The sequence below is a fragment of the Salinimicrobium oceani genome, assembly GCF_012037645.1.
On sequence record NZ_JAAVJR010000890.1, the window covers coordinates 1 to 395 of the forward strand.

Genomic DNA, 395 nt, shown 5'->3' on the forward strand with positions numbered 1-395 from the left:
TCAACTTTTTAATTAATCATAAATTTTAACCACAATGAGAAATCTAATTCTAATTTTTACACTTATTATTTTTACAGGCACAACCGTTAAAGCTCAGGAGTTTGTCTATTTTGGAGCTAAAGGAGGCCTTAATCTTACGAATATGAATTCCGACAGTTTCTCTGAGACAAACTCTCGAACTGGATTTCATTTAGGTCTCTTAGCAGAAATTCCTTTAGGAAATAGATTTTCATTACAGCCAGAAGTATTATATTCAACGCAAGGTACAGAGGCAGATGTGATTATGCTTGGGGGCGGTCCTATACAAACTGAATACAATCTGGACTATGTACAGGTTCCAGTTTTAGCTAAAATATACCTTACAGAATCTTTATCTATCGAAGCTGGCCCTTCTT

1 protein-coding gene is annotated in these 395 nt (G+C 34.9%); it reads left to right on the forward strand.

Going from position 1 to position 395, the window contains the following annotated elements; all coding sequences use genetic code 11:
• Positions 1-34: 34 nt before the first annotated feature.
• Positions 35-395, forward strand: a 361-nt coding sequence (locus HC175_RS19910) for a porin family protein (protein WP_168139823.1), incomplete at its 3' end; no start/stop codon positions are given.